Origin of the sequence: Catellatospora coxensis (genome assembly GCF_016862635.1) — a bacterium.
Classification (GTDB): Bacteria; Actinomycetota; Actinomycetes; order Mycobacteriales; family Micromonosporaceae; genus Catellatospora; species Catellatospora coxensis.
In genome coordinates this window covers 33,277-55,274 of the sequence record NZ_BONI01000053.1, presented here as the reverse complement: position 1 = coordinate 55,274, position 21,998 = coordinate 33,277, and the positions used below count along the sequence as shown (strand labels likewise).

Here is a 21,998-nt window from a genome sequence, read left to right as displayed (position 1 = left end):
CGGGCTGCGACGGCCCGGCGCGGCTCACCGTCAGGGACGGCCGGAGCAGCGACTACACTTCGCCGGACGCTGCCAGCGACGCCACCGTGCCACCGACCCCCGGGTGCTGCGGCGTCGACCACCGCCGAGGAGCATCCGGTGAGCCGAGCCCACGACCACGACACCGCCGACGGCCACGCCGGGCACGCGCACTCCCACGCCCCGGTCCCGGTGTCCCGGCGGGCCACCCGGCTGACCCTGGCCGCGCTGATCCCCGCCGCCGTGCTAACCCTGGTCGGGCTGTTCCTGCTGTGGCCCGGCGACCTCAAGACCGAGCCGTGGACCGGGGCCGTCAACCACGACGGCGTCGTGGCGTCCGTACGGATCATCGACTGTGCCGACGCCGCCGAGCCGCCCGCCCAGACCCCCGAGCAGAAGGCCCCGCCGGTATGCGGTGACGTCGTGGTGCGGCTCGCCGACGGCAAGGTGGTCACCACCTCGATCCCGTCGGGTCCGGGTGCGCCCGAGGTCGAGGCCGGTGACAAGGTCGTCGTGATGGAGACCGAGTCGTTCGAGCAGGACGGCGTGATCAAGTACGATATCGCGGACCACGACCGCACCGACGGGCTGTGGGCGCTGGTGCTGGCGTTCGTCGGCGCGGTGATCGCGTTCGGCCGCTGGCGCGGCGTGTCGGCGCTGGCCGGGCTGGCGTTCACGTTCGCCGTGCTGCTGATGTTCGTGGTCCCCGCCATCCTGCAGGGCAGCTCGCCGCTGCTGGTCGCCATCGTCGGCTCGTCGTTGATCATGCTGGTGGTGCTCTACCTGACCCACGGCTTCAACGCGCCCACGTCGATGGCCGTGCTGGGCACGCTGACCGCCCTGGCGCTGACCGGTGGCCTGTCGGCGCTGTCCGTGTCGCTGCTGCACCTGACCGGCATGGCCAGCGAGGAGTCGCTGTACGTCACGTTCGTCAACGCCGACATCAACATGCCGGGCCTGCTGCTGGCGGGCATCCTCATCGGCGCGCTCGGCGTGCTCGACGACGTCACCGTCACTCAGGCGTACACGGTCGCCGAACTCGCCAACGCGAACCCGAACCTGGGCTTCGGCGGCCTGTACCGGGCGGCGTCGCGGGTCGGCCGCGCGCACATCACGTCGGTCATCAACACCATCGTGCTGGCGTACGCCGGCGCGTCGTTGCCGACGCTGCTGCTGCTCACCGCGGGCGGCGCGCCGCTGGGGGAGATGCTGACCAACGAGTTCCTGGCGCAGGAGATCGTGCGCTCCGTGGTCGGCACGATCGGGCTGATCTCCGCGGTGCCGATCACGACGGCGCTGGCGGCCCTCGTCAGCAGCCGGAGCGAGGGCAAAGCCGCGACGCCGCGACGCACCCGGCCTCGTCAAGCCGACGCGCTTGAGCAGGCCTGGGGGCTGCCGCCGGAGGCGGACGCGTTCCGGCACCCGGCACCGGTCCGGCACGACCACGGCTGAGCTGCGATCGCCGAAGCCCTGCCGCTACCGCCGGGATACGGGGTGGGCAGGGTGTCGGCATTCGGACGTGTCGATGGCAGTGCCGGTGCTGCCGTCCGCGGCTGCCGCGCTGCCGAACAGGTGCCTGTTTCGGGCATGAATCAGGCACGCCCGATCCGTGGCTGCCGGCGGTCGGTCAGCCGCAGGCCGACGCCCCGTACCGCGTCGATGGTGGCGCCCGTGCCGAGCTGGCGCAGCTTGTGCCGGAGCCGCTTGACCACCGACTGGACGTCCGCCTTGCGTTCCAGGCCCTCGTCGCGCCACACCGCGCGGTGCAGCTCGGCGTAGCTCCAGATCCGCACGGGCTCGGTGGTCAGGCAGGTCAGCAGGTCGAGTTCCAGCCGGGTCAGGTCGACCTCGCGATTGCGGCAGCGGGCCGTGGACCTCGCCGAGTCGATGACCAGGGAGCCGTCGCCCGCGGCGGGCGCTGCCTCGGCACGCTGCTGCGGGGCCGCGATCAGCCGGCGCAGCTCGTCGAGGTCGGCCACCAGCAGGATCGGCGCGATGCCGTCCAGGCGTTCGGCGAGCCGGATCCGCTCGGCGGGCGACGGCGCGACCGCGATCAGCAGGGGGAACGGCTCACTGTCCGGATCGGACACTGCCGACTCGGTCTTCTGTTCCTCGATCACGGCAACCGCCCGAATGTGGTGAGCATGCTGACCAGCTCTCGTCATGGTCCTGACAGTGATTGGCAAATTCGCCGCCAACCTGGCAACCGTTAGCGACAAGTTGCTCACGGCAAGTTATTGATCGTCCTTTCTGCTCGATCATAGTGTCCAAACGGGCAACCGGCGTGACCCGCGCGGTGTATGGGGGTGTCACCGAGGGAGTCGTCGGATCGGCTCCATCGAACCGGGACGCCCCCGCACCCTCACTTTGGCTCGTTTCAATCGGGGTCGTTCTGAGGGAGGCAGCACCGATGTTCAGACGTCCACAATGGAGAACCAGTGCCACCAGGAAACTGGTGAGCGCCGGAGCGGCGGCCGTGCTCGCCGCGACCGGGCTGGTCGGCACCGGCTCGGCCGCACAGGCCGCGCAGGCCGCGGCCGACAAGATCCGGCCGGAGCTCGCCAAGCAGCTCCAGGCCAAGAGCGAGGGAGACTTCTGGATCCGGTTCGGCGACCGCGCCGACCTCAGCAAGGCCAAGGCCGTCAAGGACTGGGCCGAGCGCGGCACCGCGGTCGCCCAGGCCCTGCGCAAGACCGCCGCCGAGAGCCAGCAGAAGGTGCGCGCCGACCTCGACGCCGCGGGCGTGAAGTACCAGACGTTCTGGGCGACCAACGCCATCAAGGTGAGCAGCGGCTCCCTGGCCATGGCGCAGAAGTACGCCGCCCACGCCGAGGTCGAGGGCCTCTACGCCCCGATCGTCTACCAGGTGCCCGAGACCACCAAGGGCGCCGACGAGCAGACCGTGAACGCCCTGGAGTGGGGCATCGCGAACATCAACGCCGACGACGTCTGGGCGCAGTACGGCGTCAAGGGCGAGGGCATCACCATCGCCAACATCGACACCGGGGTCCAGTTCGACCACCCGGCGCTGGTCGCCTCCTACCGGGGCAACAACGGCGACGGCACGTTCGACCACGACTACAACTGGTTCAACGCGGCCAACACCTGTGACACGCCGTGCGACGACGACGGCCACGGCACGCACACCATGGGCACCATGGCCGGCGCCGACGGCGCGAACCAGATCGGCGTCGCGCCGAACGTCAAGTGGATCGCCGCGAACGGCTGCTGCCCCAGCGACGCCGCGCTGATCACCTCCGGCGAGTGGATGCTGGAGCCGACCGACCTGAACGGCCTGAACCCCGACGCGAGCAAGCGGCCCAACATCATCAACAACTCCTGGGGCACCGAGCTGCCGTCCAACGACCCGTTCATGGAGGACGTGACGCTGGCCTGGGCCGCGTCGGGCATCTTCGGCACCTGGTCCAACGGCAACAACGGCTCCGGCTGCCAGACCAGCGGGTCGCCGGGCAGCCTGGTCAGCAACTACTCGACCGGCGCGTACGACGTGAACAACAACATCGCCGGGTTCTCCTCCCGCGGCGCGGGCCAGAACGGCGAGATCAAGCCGAACATCTCCGCGCCCGGCGTGAACGTGCGGTCCAGCGTGCCCGACGACGGCTACGCGAGCATCAGCGGCACCTCGATGGCCGCCCCGCACCTCGCGGGCGCCATCGCGCTGCTGTGGTCGGCGGCCCCGGCCCTGGTCGGCGACATCGACGCGACCCGCGCCCTGCTCAACGGCTCGGCGGTCGACAAGGCCGACAGCCAGTGCGGCGGCACCGCCGCCGACAACAACGTCTACGGCGAGGGCCGCCTGGACGCGCTGGCGCTGCTCAACGCCGCGCCGATCGGCGACACCGGCACGCTGGCCGGCACCGTCACCGACGCCACGACCGGCAGCCCGCTCGCGGGTGCGACGGTGACCATCACCGGCTCGGTCGACCGCGAGGTGAGCACCGGGGCCGACGGCAGGTTCTCCACCCTGCTGCCGGTCGGCGCCTACCAGGTCGCCGTGGCGCTGTTCGGGTACACCGGCACGACGCGCTCGGCGACGATCACCGACGGCGCGACCACCACGGTCGACGTCGCGCTGAGCCCTGTCCCCAGCGTCGACGTCACCGGCTCGGTCACCGACGGCTCCGGGCACGGCTGGCCGCTGTACGCGAAGGTCACCGTCGAGGGCCCGTCCGGCGTCTACGACCACACCACCCCGGTCAACGGGCGCTACGCCCTCCGGCTGCCGGCCGGGGCGACGTACAGCCTGAAGGTCGAGCCGCAGTACCCGGGCTACCAGACGGTCACCAAGGAGGTCGTCGTCGGCACCGGCAACGTCGTGGCCAACGTCGCCGTGCCGGTGAAGGCCGACAGCTGCACCACCGCGCCCGGCTACGCCTACGGCTCCGACGGCGAGTACGAGACCTTCGACGGCACGACCGTGCCGGCGGGCTGGTCCGTGGTCGACAACAAGGGCAACGGCCAGGTCTGGAAGTTCACCGACGACGGCAACCGGGGCAACCTCACCGGTGGCAGCGGCGGCTTCGCGATCATCGACAGCGACGACTACGGACTCGGCGGCGCGCAGGACAGCTCGCTGGTCAGCCCGGTGGTCAACCTGACCGCGGTCACCGCCCCGGTCATCCGGTTCAACCAGGACTTCAACCAGCTCGGCTCCGACCGGGCCGACGTCGACCTCAGCCTCGACGGCGGCGCGACCTGGACGAACCTGCTGCGGCAGGCCGCCGACTTCCGCGGTCCGCGGACCACTGAGATCCCGATCCCGCAGGCCGCGGGCCAGTCGCAGGTCCAGGTCCGCTTCCACTACTACGACGCGTCGTACGAGTGGTGGTGGGCGGTCGACAACGTGCTGATCGGCAGCCAGGTCACCTGCGCCCCGGTCCCCGGCGGGCTGGTGCTCGGGCACGTGCGCGACAAGAACGACAACTCGTACATCAACGGCGCGACCGTCACCAGTGACGACAAGCCCGCCGAGAAGGCCACCACCGTGGCGACCCCGGACGACCCGGAGCTGCCCGACGGCTTCTACTGGATGTACTCGTCGCTGACCGGCGCGCACAAGTTCACCGCGCGGGCCGGCAACTACGTCAGCCTGAGCAAGCAGGTCACCGTGCAGTCCGACTGGGCGACCGCGGCGAACTTCGTGCTCGCGGCCGGACGCCTCACCGTGCAGCCGGCCAAGGTGAGCGCGACCGTGCAGATGCCCACCGGCAAGGCCGGCAAGACGTTCACGGTGACCAACAGCGGCGGCGCGCCGGTCGCGGTCGAGTTCAGCGAGCGCGAGGGCGGCTTCGAGCTGCTGCGGGCCGACGGTTCGAAGACGACCCGCCAGGAGGTCCTCGGCAGCGCCGGAGCGCCGGAGCAGCGGCTCAACACGCCGACGTCGTTCGCGGCGAAGGCATCGACGGGCAAGTCGGCCAACGTGGCGTCGCCCGCGGTCGGCCCGCAGGCCGAGCCGTGGACCGACATCGCCGACTACCCGGCCAACGTGATGGACAACCGGGTCGTCAGCCTCGACGGCAAGGTGTACTCGATCGCGGGCGGCAACGGCACGGACTCGTCGACGAAGAACTTCGTCTACGACCCCGTGGCCCAGACCTGGACGCCGATCGCCGACCTGCCCGGGGCCCGCAACGCCATGGCCGTGGGCGTCCTCGGCGGGAAGATCATCGCCACCGGCGGCTGGGGTGACTCCGGCCCCGACGGCAGCACCTGGTCGTACGACCCGGTGGCGAACACCTGGACGGAGAAGGCCGACAACCCCGCGCCGCGCGCCGCGGCCGGGCAGGCGGTCGCCGACGGCAAGCTGTACGCCATCGGCGGCTGCACCACCGCCAGCTGCACCCCGATGTCGAACGACGTGGTCCGCTACGACCCCGCCACCGACAGCTGGGCGGCGGTCGCCGACTACCCGAAGTCGGTGGCGTTCGCCTCCTGCGGCGGGATCGACGGCACGGTCTACTGCACCGGCGGCAACGACGGAAGCGCCGCGCAGAAGGCGAGCTACGCCTACGACCCGGGCGCCGACAGCTGGACGGCGATCGCCGACGCGCCGACCGACAACTGGGCCAGCTCGTTCGCCGTCGCCAGCGGCAAGCTGCTGGTCGTCGGCGGCTCGCTGGGCGGGGCCATCAGCAACGCCGGCTTCGCCTACGACCCGGCCGCGAACTCGTGGTCGAACCTGCCCAACGCCAACACCGCCCGGTACCGCGGCGGCGCGGCGTGCGGCTTCTACAAGATCGGTGGTTCGTCGGGCAACTTCAGCGCGATGCCGGACAGCGAGGTGCTGCCGGGTCTCGAAGGCTGCGCCGAGGCGGCCGCCGACGTCAGCTGGATGACGATCGACAAGACCGCCGTCACGCTGGCGCCGGGGGCGAAGGTCACCGTGACCGTCGCCATGTCGGCCAACGTGGACCAGCCGGGCACGTACACCGCCTCGGTCGGGATCAAGGAGAACACGCCGTACACGGTGGCTCCGGTGGCCGTCACGATGACCGTGACACCGCCGAAGACCTGGGGCAAGCTGCTGGGCACCGTCACCGGTACCAGCTGCCAGGGCGTGAGCGCGCCGATCGTCGGCGCGGTGGTCCAGGTCGACTCGTGGGCCAACTCGTGGACGTTCGCGACCGACGCCCAGGGTAGGTACGCCTACTGGATGGACCGCCGCAACAACCCGCTGACGCTGATCGTCGCCAAGGACGGCTGGAAGCCCCAGACCCGCCAGACGAGGATCAACACCAGCACACCCACGGTGGAGGACTTCGCCCTGTCTCCCATCCGGTGTTGACGGCTGACCGCTAGCTGATCCGGCCCGCCCGGTCCTCCGACCGGGCGGGCCGGACCATGTCCGGGGCGGCCGGGCCGGTCAGACCGGGGCGAGCCGGAAGCCGACGCCGCGGACCGCGTGGACGGTCACCGCCGCGTTCAGCCGGGCGAGTTTGCGGCGCAGCCGCCGCACCACCGAGTGCAGGTCGGAGCCCCGGCCCAGGTGCTTGTTGCCCCACACCTCCAGGTGCAGCCGCTCGTAGGTCCAGACCTGGCCGGGCACGTCGGCCAGGCAGAGCAGGACGTCGTGCTCCAGGCGGGTGAGGGCGACCTCCCGGTCGCGCCAGCGCAGCACCCGGCGGTCGGAGTCGACGGCCAGGTCGGCCGGCGGCGGCTGCGGGCGTTCGGGAACCCGGGCGGTCGCCGGCGGGGGCGGGGAAGCGACCGCGGCGACGGGCGGCGGCCCGGCGACGCCGAGGAAGTCCCGAGCCTGCTCGACGCTCGACACGATCAGCAAGCCGGCGCTGCCGCCGAGCAGCCGGGCCAGGTGGCGGCGCTCGGCAGGTGATGACGCGATGCCGATGACCAGGGAGCCGACCGGGATTCCCCGCATCTCCCGACACCTCCCCACTTCCCATCGATGGACCATCCTCGATGGAGATGAATATAGGTGAGGGTCGGGTGCCGCGCTCGCCGGATACGGCGACGGGAGGTGTGCCAAGCTCTCGCTTGTCCCTCCCGCGGTTCCAGTCTAACCGACGGCACCTGCCTCTCGAATCGGCCCGAATGACGATCTTTGTGCGCTGAGCCGCACATATGCTCGTCACTCCACCCCATTCGCGACTCCATGGGAGCACTGTGCCTGACGTCAGAACGCAGGAGATCGCCGTCGAGCAGCAGGTCGTCGACCGGGTCTACGACCGGACCGAGGCCATGCGCGCCCAGGCCGAGCAGCTGGCCCGCGAGGGCCACGGGCGCGCCGCCGCCGGTCCCGCCGGCGGACTCGTGGAACGCGACGCGATGGTCCACCACGCGGCGGGCAAGCTGCGGGCGCTGGACGCCGAAGCCGAAGGGCTCGTATTCGGCCGCCTCGACTTCGACGACGGCGAGACCTACCGCATCGGCCGTCTCGGCGTCCGCGACGAGGACCGCGAGCCGCTGCTCATCGACTGGCGGGCCCCCGCCGCGGCGGCCTTCTACCGGGCCACGCCCGGCGAACCGCTCGGGGTCGTCCGCCGCCGCGTCATCATCAGCCGCGGCCGCGAGGTCGTCGACCTCGACGACGACCTGCTGACCCCCGACGACGCCGGAAACCTGCGCGTGCTCGGCGAAGGGTCGCTGCTCGCCGCCCTGCAGCGGGCCCGCGGCCCGCAGATGCGCGACATCGTCACCACCATCCAGCGCGAGCAGGACGAGGCGATCCGCGCCCCCGCCCGCGGCGTCACCCTGATCAGCGGCGGTCCGGGCACGGGCAAGACGCAGGTCGCCCTGCACCGCGCGGCGTACCTGCTCTACACCGACCGGGGCCGGTTCGCCGACGGCCGGGTCCTGGTCGTCGGGCCGTCCACCGTCTTCACCAACTACATCAGCCGGGTCCTGCCCGCGCTCGGCGAGGACAGCATCCAGCTGCGCGCCCTCGGCGAGCTGGTCGACGGCGTCAGCGCGGTCCGCCGCGACCCCGCGCCGGTCGCCGAGATCAAGGGCAGCACCCGCATGGACGCGGTGCTGGCGGAGCTGATCTGGCAGGCCCCGCCGAGCGCACCGGACCAGCTGAAACTGGTGTACGCGGGCCAGGTCCTGAAGATCGGCCACGGTGAGCTGTCCGCGGTGCGCGAGCGGGTGCGCGCCGCCGCCGCGGCCACCGGGACGCTGCCCAACAGCGCCCGGCCCCTCGCCGCGAAGGCGCTGCTGGAGGCGCTGTGGGCCGAGGTCGACGGCGAACACCTGGACCGGGACCTGTTCGTCGACGACGTCGGCGACCGCCCGGAGTTCCGGAGCTTCCTCGTCGCCTGGTGGCCCCGGCTGAGCCCGCCCGACGTGCTGGCCTGGCTCGCCGACGCCGCCCGGACCCGCGGCGTGCTCGGCGACGCGGCCGGGATCCTCGCCGCCTCCTACCGCGGGGGCGCGGACTGGTCGATCGACGACGTGCCGCTGCTGGACGAGCTGACCGAACTGCTCGGCGAGCCGCCCGCCGCCCCGGCCCCGCGCGCCGAGCCCGCCCGGCTGCGCGAACTGACCACGGGCCCGCAGCTCGTGGACACGTTCGTGCTCAGCCTCGGGCTGCACGACGGCTGGAGCCTGTACGCCCCCGGACTGCCCACCCCGATGGCCGTCGCCGGGCAGTCGATCGACAACGACGCGATCGCCGCCGCGCAGCGCTGGGCCGCCGCGATCATCCTGCGGGAAGGCCACCAGGTCGTCAGCTGGATCGACGGGCACGACCCGTACGGCGAGGACGGTTACGTGCCCGTGCTCGCCGAGCCGCTGCCGGTGGCCGAACCGGACGACGAACCGGCCACCTGGGACGACTACGCCCACGTGATCCTCGACGAGGCGCAGGACCTGTCGCCGATGGAGTGCCGGATGATCGCCCGCCGGGCCGCGTACGCGTCGATGACCATCGTCGGCGACCTCGGCCAGGCGACCCATCCGCTGGCCGCCGCGTCCTGGAAGGAGCTGCTGGCCCGGCTCGACCGGCGCGAGGCGCGGATGCTCGATCTGCGCACCGGATACCGGGTGCCGCAGACCCTCGCCGACTACGCGGCGCGGATGCTCGCCCCGGGCATCGCGCCGACGCGGTCGTACCGGCCCGGGGGAGAGCTGTCGGTGCGGCAGGTCGACGACCTCGCCGCGGCGGTGCGGGAGGCCGCCCGCGACGCGCCGCACGATCGCAGCGTCGCGGTTGTCGCCGCCGACCACCTGATCGAGGCGCTCGGCCCGCTGGCCGACGCGCCGCACGTCACGCTGGTGCCGGCGGGCCTGGTCAAGGGCCTCGAATACGACCACGTCATCGTCGTGGAGCCCGCCGCCATCGTGGCAGCCGAACCCCGCGGCCGGCAACGGCTGTACGTCGTGCTGACCCGCGCGGTCGCCCGGCTCGACATCCTGCACCGTGCTCCGCTGCCACCCGCTCTGGTGCCTGAGCCTGAGTGACTCGGCGTAGTCCCGGCCGTGCGAAGGTCGTTTCGACTGCGGCTACATCTTCTTTGATGTGCCCACATCAAAGAAGATGTAGCCGCACGCACGACATGGCAGTCCGGTACGGTGCCGCGCATGACCACGGACGTGCACACGATCGACTGGGCGTCGCTGGAACACGCCTACGGCCCGGCGATCGACACCCCCGGGTTGCTCGGCGACCTGTGCTCAGCCGACGATGCCAAGGTCGCCGCGGCGCACAGCGCACTGTGGGCCAGCATCAACCACCAGGGCACGGTGTATCCGGCGACGGTCGCGGCGGTGCCGGCGCTGATCGACGCGGCGTTGCACGCCGTGCACCGGCGCGCGGACCTGGTGACCTGGATCGGCGCGCTGGCCGACCCGGCCCACTCCCACGGCCGGGACCTGCCCGCGGTCCAGACGGCCGTGCGGGAGCACGCGGCGGCGCTGGCTCCTCTGCTGGACGACGAGGAGCAGGAGGTCCGCGCCGCCGTGGTGTACCTCGCCGCGCAGACCAAGGCGGTGCCGGCAGCCGATCTCCTGGCGCTGTGGGAGTCCGAGGACGAGACGGACGTACGCGTCGCGCTGCTGTTCGCGCTGGCCGGGTGCGATGCGGAAGGCAGCGCGGAGACTCTGATCGAGGCTTTCCGCGACGACGAGCCCGAGGTGCGCCTGGCCGCCGCGCTCGCCATGCGGCGGGCCGGCCTGCTCTGGCCCGACGGCGCCGCCGCGGCGCTGGTCGAGGTGTACGAGGCGGAGGCCGACCTCGACGACGACTGGCACGGCGAGCACGAGCCGACCACCGAACTCGTCGTCGACGCGCCTGAACCGGTCCGGGAAGAACTGCTGACCAGGCTGCTGAACGCCGCATCGGCGGAGGTCCGCGGCACGGCACTGTGGATCACGAGTGTGCTGTTCCGGGAACGGCGGTCAGCGCGGGAGCGCTTCATGCCGCTGCCGAAAGCGCTGCTCGACGACCCGCGGACGCGGTCGGCCGCTGCCGACGTGATCCGCCAGGCGGGGCCGGCGGGCGCGTGCCACCGCGACGAACTGGCCGAGATCGCGGCCGGCTACCCGGCCGTCGCGACGGCGCAGGGCTTCACCGCGGAGCTGTACGCGGTGCAGGCTCTGATCCGGCTCGGTGATCCGCGCTGGGTCGGCTTCGCCTGCGCCGGGGCCCGCGCGGGCGGCGGCCATCACCTCCACCGCGGAGCCGCGCCGGTCAACCCCGAGACCGTCGCGGCGGTGCGGGCCCGGCTGGACGCGCTGCCGACCGGTGCGGTGAGCAGCGCCGACCGGGCCGAGTTCGCGACACTGCGAGCCGCGTTCGGCCCCTGGGGCGCGGCGGCGTCGCCGCTGGTGGCACGGCTGCGGGAGCTCGTGCCGGCGTACGGCGTTCTCGCCGGCGGCGTCCTGGCCGCGCTCGGCGACGACTCGCCGGTCGTGGTCGGCAGCGTGAGCGCGGCCGCGGCGACCGGCTCGATCACCGACGCGGTCGACCTGTGGCGGCTGACCGGAGCGACGGAGCCGCTGGTCGCTGCGGTGCGGTTGCGCCTGGATTCCGCCCGCCGGACAGCCGAGCAGGAGCCGCCCGACGGCACCGCGCGCTACGACGTCGAACGGGGCCTGCGCGATGCCATCCCGGCCGGAGCGTGCCTGGGTGAGCTGGCCGGCGACCTGCGCGCGGTGGCGCTGGGGGAGCAGCACCACGGCCGGCTGCGGCTGGCCGCTGCCCGGCTGCTGTGGGCGGCGACCGCCGAGACCGACGTGCCGTCGGCCGTCGCCCGGGGTTGCCTGAGCGGCGACCTTCCGGTGGCGAAACACGTCGCCGCGGAGGCGCTGGACCTGGTCCGGCAGGTGGACGACCGGACCCTCGCCGAGGTCTGCCGGGTCTGGTTGGACGACGACGGCCGCGCCGGGGTCGCCGCCGCGCGGACGCTGTGGGCGTTCGGGACGCCCCCGGCCGAGCTCATGCCGTGCCTGCGCCGCTGCCTGGAGAGCGGTTGGCTGAACCCCGCGCGGGAGGCGGTGGACCTGATCGTCGAGATGGGACACGCCGACGCGCTGCCGTTGCTGCGTGAGCTGGCCGAGCGCGACGAGGCCGTCGTCGTCGCCGGTCTCGAACCCGACCTCGTGTGGAACGACGAGGAGCTGCGCGACCGCTTGCGGGCAGCGGTCACGGCACTGGAGTGACACCACAGCGCGCCCGCCGGCCCGGCGTCGGCCGCGGCGACACCGTCGGCCGGCCGCCAGGCTTGCCCTGCTCAAGGCTGGTCTGATGGTTGGAAGGGCACCTTCTATAACGCGGAGCGTTAAGAAGGTGCCCTTCCTTTGTTCGGGGCTGTCAGTCGGTGCCGGACTCCATGGCGGCGTTGTCGAGCAGTTCGTCGTCGCCGGGGGCGTGGCCGCGGGAGGCGATGGTGTCGGCGCCGCCCTCGGGCAGCGCGCCGATGAGCTGGTGCGGGCCGGGCGGGACGGCGGCGGTGACCTGCAGGTGCGGGCCGCCGCCGACGATGCCGAGCTGGGCGTACTGCTCCAGCTTGGCGCGCGAGTCGGCGATGTCGAGGTTGCGCATGGTCAGCTGGCCGATGCGGTCGACGGGGCCGAACGCGGAGTCCTCGGTGCGCTCCATGGACAGCTTGTCCGGGTGGTAGCTCAGCGTGGGGCCGGTGGTGTCCAGGACCGAGTAGTCCTCGCCGCGCCGCAGCCGCAGGGTGACCTGGCCGGTGATCGCCGAGCCGACCCAGCGCTGCAGGGCCTCGCGCAGCATCAGCGACTGCGGGTCGAGCCAGCGGCCCTCGTACAGCAGCCGGCCCAGGCGGCGGCCGTCGTTGTGGTACGCCGCGACGGTGTCCTCGTTGTGGATCGCGTTGACCAGCCGCTCGTACGCGGCGTGCAGCAGCGCCATGCCGGGGGCCTCGTAGATGCCCCGGCTCTTGGCCTCGATGATCCGGTTCTCGATCTGGTCGGACATGCCCAGGCCGTGCCGGCCGCCGATGGCGTTGGCCTCCATGACCAGGTCCACGGCGGAGCCGAACTCCTTGCCGTTGATGGTCACCGGCCGGCCCTGCTGGAAGCCGATGGTGACGTCCTCGGGCTCGATCTGCACCGAGCTGTCCCAGAATCGCACGCCCATGATCGGCTCGACGATCTCGATGCCGGTGTCCAGGCGTTCCAGCGACTTGGCCTCGTGGGTCGCGCCCCAGAGGTTGGCGTCGGTGGAGTACGCCTTCTCGGTGCTGTCCCGGTAGGGCAGGTCACGGGCGAGCAGCCACTCGGACATCTCCTTGCGGCCGCCGAGCTCGCTGACGAACTGGGCGTCCAGCCACGGCTTGTAGATCCGCAGCGACGGGTTGGCCAGCAGGCCGTAGCGGTAGAAGCGCTCGATGTCGTTGCCCTTGAAGGTGGAGCCGTCGCCCCACACCTGCACGCCGTCCTCCAGCATCGCCCGCACCAGCAGGGTGCCGGTCACGGCACGGCCGAGCGGGGTGGTGTTGAAGTAGGCGCGGCCGCCGGAGCGGATGTGGAACGCGCCGCAGGCCAGCGCGGCCAGGCCCTCCTCGACGAGGGCCGCGCGGCAGTCGACCAGCCGGGCGATCTGCGCGCCGTACGCGTGCGCGCGACCGGGAACCGACGCGATGTCCGGTTCATCATATTGGCCAATGTCTGCGGTGTAGGTGCACGGAATCGCACCCTTTTCGCGCATCCACGCGACAGCCACAGAGGTGTCGAGTCCGCCGGAGAAGGCGATTCCGACGTGTTCACCGACAGGAAGGGACGTTAGGACCTTGGACACCTGCAAAGTATATGCACACGGCCGTATGACTATGCAAGTTGCGTGGTGGAGCGAGTCGCGGGCATCACCCGTACGTGGCCCGGCGGCGGGTGGTGATGCGCTGACCTGCCCGGGAGCGCACCATGGCCGGTCTAGCCTGGGGTGGTGGCGATGTCGCAGGCACGGCTCACACTGCTCGACGGCAGCACCTTCTTCACCACGGACGGCCTCGGCGACACCGGCGGGCCCGACGACGGCCTCTACTTCGCCGACACCCGTCACCTCTCCGTCTGGCGGCTGACGCTCAACGGCGAGGAGCTGCGCCTGCTCAGCTTCGACACGCCCCAGTACTACTCGGCGCGCATCCACGCGACCCTGCCCAGCGCGAGCGTCGGGGTCAACCCGGCCCTGTCCGTCCGGCGCGACCGCATCGTGTCCACCGGCGTGCACGAGGACGTCATCGTGCAGAACTACGGCGACGAGGTGTGCGAGCTGGTCCTCGAACTGTCGCTGGACGCCGACTTCGCCGACATCTTCGAGGTCAAGGACGCGAACATCGGCCCCCGCCAGGTGAACGCCACCGTCGCCGACGGCACGGTGACCTTCGCGTACCGCAACGGCGACTTCACCCGGGCGACCGCCGTCGTCTTCAGCGAGCCGGGAGAACTCGGCCCGACGGGCATACGGTGGGCGGTGCGGTTGCCCGCCCACGGCGAGTGGATGACGTGCATCGACGTGACCTGCTCCGACAACGACGGCGAGCACCCGCTGCGGGTCGGGCACGGCGGCTTCGGGCAGCTGGAGCCGGACATGCCGCAGACCATGCAGCAGTGGCTGGACGCCGCCCCGGTCCTGCACACCACGTTCGACCCGGCCCGGCACGCGTACCGGCACGCCCTGATGGACCTGGCCGCGCTGCGCTTCCACCCGCTCAAGGGCAGCGCGCACTCGGTGCCGGCGGCCGGGGCGCCCTGGTTCATGGCGCTGTTCGGCCGGGACAGCCTGATCACCGCGTACCAGGCGCTGCCGTTCCATCCCCGGCTGGCCCGGACCACCCTGCTGGCCCTGTCCATGGTCCAGGCCACCGAGACCGACGACTTCCGCGACGCCGACCCGGGCAAGATCCCGCACGAGCTGCGCCACGGCGAGCTGACCTTCACCGGCCGCACCCCGCACAGCCCCTACTACGGCACCCACGACGCGACGCTGCTGTTCCTGATCCTGCTCGACGAGTACGAGCGCTGGACCGCCGACACCGCGCTGGTCCGGCAGCTCGAACCGGCGGCCCGCGCCGCGGTGGGCTGGATGCGCGGCCCGGCCGACCCCGACGGCGACGGCTACCTCGAATACCGCACCCGGTCCCCGCAGGGCCTGGCCAACCAGTGCTGGAAGGACTCCTGGAACTCGATCATGTACGCCGACGGGCGGATCGCGAGCCCGCCCATCGCCACCTGCGAGATCCAGGGGTACGCCTACGACGCGCGGATCCGCACGGCGCGCCTGGCCCGGGAGCTGTGGGGCGACCCCGACCTGGCCGAGCAGCTCGAAAAGGAGGCGGCCGCCCTGCGGCAGCGCTTCAACACCGACTTCTGGCACCCCGGGCGCGGCCACTTCGTGCTCGCCCTCGACGGCGACAAGCGCCAGGTCGACGCGGCCACCTCGAACATCGGGCACCTGCTGTGGAGCGGCATCGTCGACGACGAGCACGCCGCGGCCACCGTCGCGCTGCTGCTCGACCCCCGGATGTCCTCCGGCTGGGGCGTACGGACCATGTCCAGCGCCGACCACGGCTACAACCCGATCGAGTACCACGACGGCACCGTCTGGCCGCACGACACCGCGATCGTCGCCGAGGGCCTGCGCCGGTACGGCCACCGCGACCGGGCCGCCGAACTCGCGATCAAGCTGCTCGAAGCGGCGGCCGCGTTCGGATACCGGCTGCCCGAGGTCTTCGCGGGCTTCGACCGCGAGGGCAACAAGCCGGTGGAGTACCCGACGCCCTCCTCACCGCAGGCCTGGTCGGCGGGCTCGGTCCTGCTGGTGCTGCGCACCCTGTTCGGCCTCGACGTCGTGGACGGCGCCCTGCGCCGGGCCGAGCGCCCCGCGGCGTTCGACGGCCCGATGCGCCTGGAGAACGTCCTGGTCCGCGGTCGGCGGCATACCGTCGAGATCTGATGCGCGGTGATCAGCGGGTCGCGCGAGAGGTCACGATCTCCACACCGCCGCCGAACCCGACTCGGCCGCTCAGCCTGCGCCCCGACGCCCAGGGCCGGCGGTAGGCCCAGGCCGCGTCACGGTCGGCGACCTCGCCGACCACGATCGTGAAATAGGTGGCGACGCCCTTCCACGGGCACACGGTCCGCCTCGTGCTGGGACGCAGGTACTGCCAGGCCACGTCGGCGGCGGCGAAGTAGACGACGCCGCCGGCGCGGACCGTGTCCTCGCCGTCGGCCAACACCGCACCCCGCCACACGGCACGCACTCGCACCGGCCTCACGTCCTCGCCGCCCCCGGCTTCGCGGGCCGCGCGCGGGTGGCTGGTGGACAGCCACCCCGCGCCGGCGGTCAGCAGCCGGTCAAGGCGGTCACGCGCTCATCAGGTTCTCGTCGACAAATCGGGTCGAATGACGGCTACCCCGATAGCGCCCCGTCAAACAGCGGACGGGTCATACGCCGCCTGCCACGAGCCGGTACACATGATCTTTAACTTCTCTGAATGCCGATTCCCGGCCATCCTGAAAGACATGCCCACCGACGTCGCCCTGTTCATCGGCACCACCTGGCTGCTCGCCATGCTGCCCGGCGCCGGACAGGCGCTCATGCTGCGCCAGCCTGGTCACCGCCGCCTGGTACGTGCTGTTCACCTGGGCGGTGAACCGCGGCCGCACGCTCGTGTCGCGACCTGCCGTGCACCGCGGGCTGCAGCTGCTCACCGGCGGCACGCTCGTCTGCCTCGGCGCCGCGGTCGCCCTGGGCGGCTGAGCCCGGCGGGAGGACCAGCCCGGCCAGGACCGCGGTCGCGAGCACCAGCACGGTGAACGCGAGCAGGGCCGGGCCCAGCCCCGCGAGCGCCACCGCGGCCGGGGCGAGCAGCGCGCCGGCGACCGCGGCCGTGGCGTCGCCGGTGTGGAAGGCGGCCGAGACCCGGCCCAGCATGCCGTCCGGGGTCGAGGTCTGCACGCGATGCCCGGTGACGATCTGCGCCACCGCCCCGGGCACCCCGCCCACCGCCAGGGCGAGCACCGCGACGTGCGGCGAGGTCGCGGTGAACATCACCAGAAAGCAGACACCCACCGCGGCGTACGCGACCGTCAGGACGGCGCGCGTCGCATACCGCGAAATCATGATCCTGCTGATCGCGGACCCGCAGAGGTAGCCGACGCCCAGCCCCGCGATCAGCCGGCCCAGGGTTTCCCCGGAGGCGTGCAGCCGGTCGGCGACGAAGGGGATCAGCAGCGCGGTGAGCGCGGCGTTCGCGGTCCAGTAGATCCCGCTGGTCGTCAGCAGCCCGCGCAGCAGCGGGGTGCGGACCACGTGGCGCAGCCCCGCGCGCAGCTCGGCGGTGATCCGCCGGGCGGTTTCGGGCGACGGGCCGGTGGCGGGGATGGCGACCCGTGTGATGATCGCCGCGGCGGCCAGGTAGCTCGCCACATCGACCAGCACCACCGCCTGGAACCAGCCCGTGGCCACCAGGTAGGTGCCGAGCAGCGGGCCGAGCATCCGAAAGGCGCTGTTGGCGAAGGCGGACAGGGCGTTGGCCGAGGCGAGGTCCGGCTCGCTGCCGACCACAGCCGGGGCCACCGCCCCGAGCGCGGGCCGCAGGAAGCAGACGGCGATGCTTTCGGCCAGCAGGCCCACGTAGAGCAGGGACACCCGGTCCGCGGTCGTGGCCAGGACCATCATCGCCACAGCGCCCGCGCTCGCCAGGTTGGCGGTGACGATGATCCGCTTGCGTGGCCACCGGTCCACCGTCAATCCGGCCCACGGTCCGATCGCCATCGTGGGCAGGGCCTGGACGGCCAGCGCGAGCCCGGTCGACATCGCCGAGTCCGTCAGCCGGTACGCCTGCAGCGGCACCGCCATCACCAGCAGCCAGGAGCCGAAGGAGTCGATCGTGGACGCGGTCCACAGCAGACGGAAGTTCCGGTTGCGCAGCACGGTGGGCTGAAATCCACGGACCGCCCGCGCCCGCCCCGCCTAGGATCGCCTGATGTCCCACCCGACGTACCCGCTGCGCACCGAGCGGCTCACGCTGCGCCCGATCACCCTGGACGACCTGGACGACGTGTACGCCTGGCAGAGCCGGCCCGACGTCGTGCGCTGGATGCTCGGCGCGGGACCGCGCACCCGCGAGCAGTCGCTGGCGTCGGTGACCGCGATGGCGGCCGAGGACGCGCTGCGCGCCGAGGGCGACTGCCTGACCCTGGCCGCCGTCGCCGAGGGCAGGGTGATCGGGACCGTGGAACTGGTCTGGCGCAGCCAGGCCGATCACACGGCCGAACTCGGATACGTCTTCCACCCCGACCACGGCGGCCGGGGGCTGGCCACCGAAGCCGCCCGAGCGTTGCTGGACTGGGCGTTCGGCGAGTTCGGCCTGCACCGGGTGTACGCCCGCTGCCACGCCGGCAACGAGGCGTCGGCACGGCTGATGGCGCGGCTCGGCATGCGCCGGGAGGCCCGCCACGTCGAGAGCTACCTGTTCCGCGGCGAATGGGCCGACCAGCTCGTCTTCGCCGTCCTCGACCGCGAGTGGCGGTCACCGGGCCCGGCCGCAGCGGGCTGACCTCCGCCGTCCGGGTGGCGTGCCTGTCGGAATGGCGTCGAGCCGTTGGCGGGCGCCGCGCGCCGGTGCCACAGTGCGTTGGCCCGCGGCGGTGTTCGCCCCGGGTGTCGCAGCACGGTGGAGGAACACGTGAGTTTCACCAAGGACGACGGTCCGGCGCGCGCCGGGTTCACCGCCGCTCTGGAGGCGGGCGGGTACGGGCTGCCCGACCCGTCGACGGCCGGCCACGGGCACGCGCACGGCGTCGACGGGGTGTCGACGTCGGTGCGCACGGCGGTGCACCGCGGGCGGGAGATCCGCATCGAGACCACATACAAGATCACTATTGACGGCAAGCCGCTGGAAGGCGGCCTGGAGGTCCTCGACAACGGCGCGGTCCACTATCACGGGCTGCCGCAGTACGCGCTGCCGTCGGCGATCGACATGTGCAAGCGGGTCCTGGACTACTTCGGCACCGAGCCGCCGGCCGCCGACGAGCTCGGCTGCCTGACCGGCGAGCACGGCGAGCACTGCGGCAACGGCACCACCTGCTGCGTGCCCGACCAGGGCCGGCACGGCACGGACCACGAGCACGGCCCGGACCACCAGCACGGCGAGCACGGGCACCAGCAGCCGGTCCCGGCGCAGCCCCAGCCGCACGACCACGACCAGCACGAGCACCACGGGGAGGGGCACCGGTGACCGCCGTACGCGCCGACATCCAGACCTCCGACGCCGCCCGCGACCGCTTCCTGGCCGGTGTCGTCGCCCTCAACGCCGAGCAGTCGGGCTACACCACGTCGCAGCTCAACCAGCTGCTGTCGCCGTCCCTGCCGGGTTTCCGGCTGTACGGCGTCGACCAGCCGCTGACGACCTGGGACCTGTTCGTGCTGTGGCACTTCGTGGCGATGCAGATGCCGAGCAGCCCGCAGCGGCCGATGCGCAACCTGGCCCACGGCGGCCCGATCTTCCTGCCCTGGCACCGCATGTTCCTGCTGCGCCTGGAGCAGCAGATCCAGCGGGTCACCGGCGACCCCGACGCCGGCCTGCCGTACTGGGACTGGACCGTCGACGGCGGCCTGCCCGCCGACCAGCAGCACGTCAGCTCGCTGTGGGGGGCGGCGGCGCTGGGCGACGCGCGCGGCGACGTGGTCAGCGGCCCTCTCGCGGCGATGCGGGTGCGGCTGATGGGCTACGGCACGCAGCTCTGGTCGGTCGCGCCGCGTCCGCTGCAGCGCAACGCGGGCACCGACACCGACGTGCCGGGCCTGCCGACGGCCGAGGACGCCAAGTGGGCCCTCGAAGAGGGGATCGGCTACGACAGCGCGCCCTGGGACGTCAGCTCCGACGGCTTCCGCAACCGGGTGGAGGGCTGGATCGACCCGCGCCGGGTCGGCCAGGCGGGCAGCCCGCAGATGCACAACCGGGTGCACGTGTGGGTCGGCGGTGACATGGGTCCGGGCAGCTCGCCCAACGACCCGCTGTTCTATCTCAACCACTGCAACGTGGACCGGCTGTGGGAGGCGTGGCTCACCCGCGGCGGGCGCTCCTACGCCCCGGGCGACGGCGACGACCAGCGGCCCAGCGGGCAGGGCCCGAACGACACCATGGTCACGCTGCTCGGCGAGCCGCTGACCCCGTCCCAGGTGCTCGACCCGTCCGCCTGGTACAGCTACGACTCGATCGCCTAGGAGAAGCGCGACGGCGCGGCCCGATGGGCCGCGCCGTCGCCCGTCCTTCGCTCAGGCGAAGGCGAACAGGGGCGGGAACGCCAGCACGACGATCCAGGCCCAGGCCGCGTACACCACCAGGTAGCGGGTCTGCCAGCGCTCCAGCCGGCCGAACGGCAGCCTGCCGCGGACGAAGCCGAAGAACAGCCACGCCGACCAGGACAGGTTGGCCAGCAGGACGAGGTTCTCGCCCAGCGCGGCGGTCTTGTTGGCGGTGAAGCCGAACTCGGTGATCCGGCCCGTGATCGCGGCCAGCACCAGCACGTCGATGACGAGCGCGGTGACCACGAGGGCGAGCTGCACCTTGTCGAAGATCCCGGCCGGGGCGGCCGGGTCGCGGGCCGAGATGGCGTACAGCAGCAGGCCCAGCACGACGACCAGCAGCAGGTCGAAGATGATCAGCACGTCGCGCTCGACGTCGATGCCGTTGCTCGACCACACGATCGCGCCGAGCAGCACCACCAGGGTGACCGTGAACAGCGGGGTGAACACGCGGGTCAGCACGGGCGCCATGTTCTCGATGACGCTCTGCTTGGCCTCCACCAGCCAGGCCGCGACCACGACGGCGGCCATCGCGCCGCACGGCACCAGCCACGTGCCGACAAACGTCTCGGCGTCCAGGCCGATGGCCGAGAAGGTGCCGACGGTGAACGCGGTCAGCACCCCGCCGCCGAGGGCGATCAGCACGAAGTAGATGAACCACTCGCCGGTGAACCGGATGAAGTCCATCCGCCGCCGGTCGTTGCGCCAGTCGCCGCCGGTGTAGGCGACGCCCACCACGAGCCAGAGCGCGATCGGCAGGTGGATGGCGCTGAGCACGATCGTCTGCGAGTCCTCGGCCATCGGGAACGCGTTGACCGCCGCCGCGCCGACCGCGAACAGCGCGGCCAGCACGCCGATCACGGCCGGTGCCAGGCGCCGCCGCCAGGCGAAGTACGCCGCCAGCGGGGCGAGCGCGAACAGGCCGAGGTTGCGGGCGTAGAAGGTGCCGCCGCCCTCCATGCTCACCCCGAACAGCGCCGGCGCCTTGATGCCGAGCGCCGCCACGGCCGCGAACGCGATCATGATGAACAGCTCGCGCCGGTTGCCGCTGCTCGGCTTGCCGGCGTCGTCGCCGGTCAGCACGAGCTGCTTCCACAGCCGCTCGGAGTGCTCCCGGGCGAACTCGCGGGACAGCTCGTCGAGGCTGCCCATGCGCTTGACGGCGATGAGGAACGCCTCGTCGGCGTGCAGGCCCGCCGAGGTCAGCTCCGCGATCCGGTCGCGGAGGTGGTCCTCCAGCTCCTCGGCGTCGGTGGTGTGCAGTTCCCGGCGGCGGCGCATGTACGCCCGCCACTCGGCGATCTGCTGTTCGAGTTCGTTGCCGCTGTCCACCGTCATCCGGCCACGCCCCAGGCGGGGGCGGGGATGGGGCGCAGCGACGCCCCGGCGTTCCAGACGCCGCGCAGGGTGTCCACGACCGCGGCCCACTGCCGGCGCTGCTCGGCCAGCTCGTTCAGGCCCTGCTCGGTGATGCGGTAGTACTTGCGCCGCCGCCCCTCGACCGGGGTGTGCCAGGTCGACTCGACGTGGCCCAGCCGCTCCAGCCGGTGCAGCAGCGGGTAGAGCAGGCCGTCGGTCCACTCGAGGTGGCCGCCGGACAGCTCGTTGACCTGTTTGAGGATCGCGTAGCCGTAGCTCTCGCCCTCGGCCAGGATGCCCAGCACGAGGGGGGTCGCCGAGGCCGCGACGAGATCTTTCGTGATGTGCACGAGAAACCGCCTATACCTAG

16 protein-coding genes are annotated in these 21,998 nt (G+C 72.2%); 8 read left to right on the top strand and 8 right to left on the bottom strand.

Annotated features, from left to right (window positions below):
- Positions 1-138: 138 nt before the first annotated feature.
- On the top strand, positions 139-1,470 hold the full coding sequence (locus tag Cco03nite_RS27555; protein WP_239167708.1) for a YibE/F family protein: 1,332 nt from the start codon (positions 139-141) through the stop codon (positions 1,468-1,470).
- A gap of 140 nt (positions 1,471-1,610) precedes the next feature.
- Here Cco03nite_RS27555 and Cco03nite_RS27550 read toward each other — a convergent pair whose 3' ends face one another.
- The gene (locus Cco03nite_RS27550; protein WP_239167707.1) at positions 1,611-2,138 is read right to left on the bottom strand and encodes a winged helix-turn-helix domain-containing protein; all 528 of its coding nucleotides are present in this window, start codon (positions 2,136-2,138) and stop codon (positions 1,611-1,613) included.
- 335 nt (positions 2,139-2,473) lie between these two features.
- Here Cco03nite_RS27550 and Cco03nite_RS27545 point away from each other — a divergent pair, with 335 nt between their 5' ends.
- On the top strand, positions 2,474-6,823 hold the full coding sequence (locus Cco03nite_RS27545) for a S8 family serine peptidase (RefSeq protein ID WP_239167706.1): 4,350 nt from the start codon (positions 2,474-2,476) through the stop codon (positions 6,821-6,823).
- A gap of 78 nt (positions 6,824-6,901) precedes the next feature.
- Here the strand turns inward: Cco03nite_RS27545 and Cco03nite_RS27540 are convergent, their stop codons facing one another.
- Complete coding sequence (locus Cco03nite_RS27540; protein WP_203695169.1) at positions 6,902-7,414, bottom strand: winged helix-turn-helix domain-containing protein; 513 nt, start codon at positions 7,412-7,414, stop codon at positions 6,902-6,904.
- 245 nt (positions 7,415-7,659) lie between these two features.
- On the opposite strand from Cco03nite_RS27540, the gene Cco03nite_RS27535 reads away from it, so the two are divergent.
- Together Cco03nite_RS27535 and Cco03nite_RS27530 are read left to right on the top strand one after the other, a co-directional pair.
- Positions 7,660-9,954, top strand: coding sequence for a HelD family protein (locus Cco03nite_RS27535; protein WP_203695167.1), 2,295 nt, complete (start codon positions 7,660-7,662; stop codon positions 9,952-9,954).
- Positions 9,955-10,074: 120 nt separating this feature from the next.
- Positions 10,075-12,153 (top strand): HEAT repeat domain-containing protein, encoded by a 2,079-nt coding sequence (locus Cco03nite_RS27530; protein WP_203695165.1) that lies wholly within the window; start codon positions 10,075-10,077, stop codon positions 12,151-12,153.
- 151 nt (positions 12,154-12,304) lie between these two features.
- Here the strand turns inward: Cco03nite_RS27530 and argG are convergent, their stop codons facing one another.
- Complete coding sequence (gene argG / locus Cco03nite_RS27525; RefSeq protein WP_203695163.1) at positions 12,305-13,756, bottom strand: argininosuccinate synthase; 1,452 nt, start codon at positions 13,754-13,756, stop codon at positions 12,305-12,307.
- Between the two features lie 150 nt (positions 13,757-13,906).
- On the opposite strand from argG, the gene Cco03nite_RS27520 reads away from it, so the two are divergent.
- Positions 13,907-15,910, top strand: coding sequence for an amylo-alpha-1,6-glucosidase (locus Cco03nite_RS27520; protein ID WP_239167712.1), 2,004 nt, complete (start codon positions 13,907-13,909; stop codon positions 15,908-15,910).
- Between the two features lie 10 nt (positions 15,911-15,920).
- Here the strand turns inward: Cco03nite_RS27520 and Cco03nite_RS27515 are convergent, their stop codons facing one another.
- From Cco03nite_RS27515 to Cco03nite_RS27505, 3 genes are all read right to left on the bottom strand, one after another.
- On the bottom strand, positions 15,921-16,223 hold the full coding sequence (locus Cco03nite_RS27515) for a DUF427 domain-containing protein (RefSeq protein WP_203695159.1): 303 nt from the start codon (positions 16,221-16,223) through the stop codon (positions 15,921-15,923).
- A gap of 178 nt (positions 16,224-16,401) precedes the next feature.
- Positions 16,402-16,575, bottom strand: coding sequence for a hypothetical protein (locus Cco03nite_RS27510; RefSeq protein ID WP_203695157.1), 174 nt, complete (start codon positions 16,573-16,575; stop codon positions 16,402-16,404).
- Positions 16,553-17,893 carry an MFS transporter gene (locus Cco03nite_RS27505; RefSeq protein WP_203695155.1) on the bottom strand — a complete coding sequence of 447 codons (1,341 nt, stop codon included), beginning with the start codon at positions 17,891-17,893 and terminating at the stop codon, positions 16,553-16,555. Before Cco03nite_RS27505 ends, Cco03nite_RS27510 begins: the two co-directional genes overlap by 23 nt.
- A gap of 52 nt (positions 17,894-17,945) precedes the next feature.
- On the opposite strand from Cco03nite_RS27505, the gene Cco03nite_RS27500 reads away from it, so the two are divergent.
- The 3 genes from Cco03nite_RS27500 (at position 17,946) to Cco03nite_RS27490 (ending at position 20,188) form a co-directional block, all read left to right on the top strand.
- Positions 17,946-18,518 (top strand): GNAT family N-acetyltransferase, encoded by a 573-nt coding sequence (locus Cco03nite_RS27500; RefSeq protein ID WP_203695153.1) that lies wholly within the window; start codon positions 17,946-17,948, stop codon positions 18,516-18,518.
- 129 nt (positions 18,519-18,647) lie between these two features.
- Positions 18,648-19,199 (top strand): hypothetical protein, encoded by a 552-nt coding sequence (locus tag Cco03nite_RS27495; protein WP_203695151.1) that lies wholly within the window; start codon positions 18,648-18,650, stop codon positions 19,197-19,199.
- Complete coding sequence (locus Cco03nite_RS27490) at positions 19,196-20,188, top strand: tyrosinase family protein (protein WP_203695149.1); 993 nt, start codon at positions 19,196-19,198, stop codon at positions 20,186-20,188. The genes Cco03nite_RS27495 and Cco03nite_RS27490 overlap by 4 nt, the downstream gene beginning before the upstream one ends.
- 51 nt (positions 20,189-20,239) lie before the next feature.
- Here Cco03nite_RS27490 and Cco03nite_RS27485 read toward each other — a convergent pair whose 3' ends face one another.
- Positions 20,240-21,607 (bottom strand): permease prefix domain 1-containing protein, encoded by a 1,368-nt coding sequence (locus Cco03nite_RS27485; protein ID WP_203695147.1) that lies wholly within the window; start codon positions 21,605-21,607, stop codon positions 20,240-20,242.
- Complete coding sequence (locus Cco03nite_RS27480) at positions 21,604-21,978, bottom strand: PadR family transcriptional regulator (RefSeq protein ID WP_203695145.1); 375 nt, start codon at positions 21,976-21,978, stop codon at positions 21,604-21,606. Before Cco03nite_RS27480 ends, Cco03nite_RS27485 begins: the two co-directional genes overlap by 4 nt.
- Positions 21,979-21,998: the final 20 nt, after the last annotated feature.

Coding starts and splice junctions, on each gene's coding strand:
- Cco03nite_RS27520 (WP_239167712.1), top strand. CDS start 13,907: ATGTCGCAGGCACGGCTCACACTGCTCGACGGCAGCACCTTCTTCACC.
- Cco03nite_RS27530 (WP_203695165.1), top strand. CDS start 10,075: ATGACCACGGACGTGCACACGATCGACTGGGCGTCGCTGGAACACGCC.
- Cco03nite_RS27485 (WP_203695147.1), bottom strand. CDS start 21,607: ATGACGGTGGACAGCGGCAACGAACTCGAACAGCAGATCGCCGAGTGG.
- Cco03nite_RS27500 (WP_203695153.1), top strand. CDS start 17,946: ATGTCCCACCCGACGTACCCGCTGCGCACCGAGCGGCTCACGCTGCGC.
- Cco03nite_RS27540 (WP_203695169.1), bottom strand. CDS start 7,414: ATGCGGGGAATCCCGGTCGGCTCCCTGGTCATCGGCATCGCGTCATCA.